4 protein-coding genes are annotated in these 2,563 nt (G+C 72.8%); 3 read left to right on the plus strand and 1 reads right to left on the minus strand.

Going from position 1 to position 2,563, the window contains the following annotated elements:
- Positions 1-71 precede the first annotated feature (71 nt).
- Positions 72-548 carry a thioredoxin-dependent thiol peroxidase gene (gene bcp, locus EKO23_RS24535; RefSeq protein WP_134721184.1) on the minus strand — a complete coding sequence of 159 codons (477 nt, stop codon included), beginning with the start codon at positions 546-548 and terminating at the stop codon, positions 72-74.
- Positions 549-614: 66 nt separating this feature from the next.
- Here bcp and EKO23_RS24540 point away from each other — a divergent pair, with 66 nt between their 5' ends.
- The 3 genes from EKO23_RS24540 to cbiQ are packed head-to-tail and all read left to right on the plus strand — an operon-like array spanning position 615 to position 2,426.
- On the plus strand, positions 615-1,331 hold the full coding sequence (locus EKO23_RS24540; protein WP_167880644.1) for an energy-coupling factor ABC transporter permease: 717 nt from the start codon (positions 615-617) through the stop codon (positions 1,329-1,331).
- A complete protein-coding gene (locus tag EKO23_RS25970) occupies positions 1,328-1,708 on the plus strand; it encodes a PDGLE domain-containing protein (RefSeq protein ID WP_167880645.1) in 381 nt (126 codons plus the stop codon). The genes EKO23_RS24540 and EKO23_RS25970 overlap by 4 nt, the downstream gene beginning before the upstream one ends.
- Position 1,709: 1 nt before the next feature.
- Positions 1,710-2,426: a cobalt ECF transporter T component CbiQ gene (gene cbiQ / locus EKO23_RS24545; protein ID WP_134721186.1), complete on the plus strand. Its 717-nt coding sequence runs from the start codon at positions 1,710-1,712 to the stop codon at positions 2,424-2,426.
- Positions 2,427-2,563: the final 137 nt, after the last annotated feature.

A 2,563-nucleotide genomic window follows, 5' to 3' on the forward strand; every position in this document is an offset into this window, starting at 1 on the left:
GACGCTCGCTGGCGCTCGCTCCTCAACCAGCCGCCGACGGGCTGCGCAACCTCCTCAACCAGCCGCCGGCGTCAGCCGAGAGCGAGGTCGCGACGCAGCTTGGCGACGTGACCGGTGGCCTTGACGTTGTACTGCGCGAGCTCGACGGTGCCGTCCTCGGCGACCACGATCGTGGAGCGGATCACGCCCTGGACGACCTTGCCGTAGAGCTTCTTCTCCCCGAACGCGCCGTACGACGTCATCACGGCCCGGTCGACGTCGGAGAGGAGCGTGATCGTGAGGTGGTCGCGCTCGCGGAACTTCGCCAACCTCGAAGGCGAGTCGGGGGAGATGCCGAGCACCTCGTAGCCCGCGGCGTGCAGCGAGTCGAGCGAGTCGGTGAAGTCGCAGGCCTGCGTGGTGCAGCCCGGGGTCATCGCCGCCGGGTAGAAGTAGACGATCACCTTCTTGCCGCGCAGAGCGGAGAGGGTGACCTCCTCGCCGGTGTCCGAGGGCAGCGTGAAGTCGGGCGTGGTGTCGCCGGGGGAGAGGCGGTGGGGGTCGCTCACGAGGGGTCGTTCCTGTCCGATCGGGTAGTTGTTGCGAGTAGTTCGCAACAGCGTAGGGTGGGCGTCATGCACGTACCTGACGGCTTCCTCGACGCCCCCACCTCGCTGGGCACCGGCGTTGTCGCCGCGGTCGGCGTGGCCGTCGCGCTGCGGGGCGCGCGCAAGGAGCTCGACGACCGTACCGCGCCGATGGCCGGCCTGGTCGCGACGTTCGTGTTCGCCGGCCAGATGATGAACTTCCCGGTCGGCGCCGGCACCAGTGGTCACCTGCTCGGGGGTGCCCTGGCCGCGGTGCTGGTCGGACCCTGGACCGCGGTCCTCTGCATCTCCGTGGTGCTGCTGGTCCAGGCGCTGTTCATGGCCGACGGCGGGATCACCGCGCTCGGCACCAACGTCACGCTGATGGCGCTGGTCGGGGTCGCGGTCGGCTGGCTGGTCTTCGTCGGCGCCCGCGCGGTGCTCCCGAAGCGGCTCTCCTCGATCGCCCCGGCGGCCGCGATCGGCGCGCTGGTCAGCGTCCCGGCCGCTGCCGTGGTCTTCACGCTGCTCTTCGCGGTCGGTGGCACCGCCCCGATCGCGTTCGGCACCGTTCTCGCCGCGATGCTGACCTGGCACCTGGCGATCGGTGTCGGCGAGGCGGTGATCACCGGGCTGGTCGTGGCCTCCGTGACCGCCGTACGCCCCGACCTCGTGTACGGCGCCCGCCCGGTGCTGGAGCGTCGCGAGCTGGAGATCCGCGCCGGACGACCGGTCGGGACGCCGAACCCGGAGGCCGGCGCATGAGCCGCAAGACCTTCCTCGGCGGCTTCCTCCTGGTCGTCCTGCTGATCGCCGGCGGCGGCAGCTACTACGCCAGCAGCCACCCCGACGGCCTCGAGCACGTCGCGGAGACGACCGGCTTCGGGCACACGGCCGGTGACTCGGCGGCCTCCGACAGCCCGTTCGCCGGCTACTCCACGAAGGGTGTCGACGACGCCCGGCTGAGCGGCGGCATCGCGGGCGTGGCCGGTGCGCTGGTCGTGCTGCTGCTGGCCGGCGGCCTGGCCTGGGCGGTCCGCCGTCGCGGCGGTCGCCCCGACGACCAGGTCGACGAGACGACCGCCGGACAGTCCGACGAGCATGCCGGCGAGCGCCGGGTCGACTCCCCGAGCGAGGCCTGAGATGGGCGCCGGTCACGGGCACCGGCTGCACTACCACGGCCACAGCCCGGTCCACCGCGCCCCGGCGCACCTGAAGATCGTGGCGCTGGTGGCCTTCATGCTCACCGTCGTCGCGACGCCGCGGGAGTGGTACCCCGTGTTCGCCGGCTACCTCGCGATCCTGCTCGCGGTGGTCGCCGCCTCCGGCGTCCCGTTCGGCTACCTCGCGAAGCGGATGGTGGTCGAGGTGCCGTTCGTGCTGTTCGCGCTGCTGGTCCCGTTCATCGCCCACGGCCCCACCGCCGAGGTGCTCGGCCTCACCGTCTCCGAGCCCGGCCTGCTGGCCGCCTGGGGCCTGCTCGCCAAGGGCACCCTGGGCGTGCTCGCCTCGCTCACCCTGGCCGCCACCACCGAGCCGGTCGCGATCCTGGCCGGGCTGCGCCGGCTGCGGATGCCCGACCTGGTCGTGCAGATCATGGGCTTCATGATCCGCTACCTCGACGTCGTCACCGCCGAGCTGGGTCGGATGCTGGTCGGCATGCGCAGCCGCGGCTGCGACCCGCGCTCGCCCCGGCACTGGCCGGCCCTGGCCCGGTCCCTCGGCGCGCTGTTCATCCGCTCCTACGAGCGCGGCGAGCGGGTCCACCTCGCGATGCTGTCCCGCGGCTACACCGGCGTGCTGCCCGACCTCGCCCAGCCCGCCCACACCCACCAGCCCCACCAGCAGGGAGGCCACTGATGGCGACCCCGGTCCTCGACGTCCGCGGCCTCGCGCACGCCTACCCCGACGGGCACCAGGCGCTGTTCGGCGTCGACCTGCACGTCCACCGCGGCGAGCGGGTCGCGCTGCTCGGCCCCAACGGCGCCGGCAAGACC

The sequence above is a fragment of the Nocardioides guangzhouensis genome (assembly GCF_004519545.1).
GTDB lineage: Bacteria > Actinomycetota > Actinomycetes > Propionibacteriales > Nocardioidaceae > Nocardioides > Nocardioides guangzhouensis.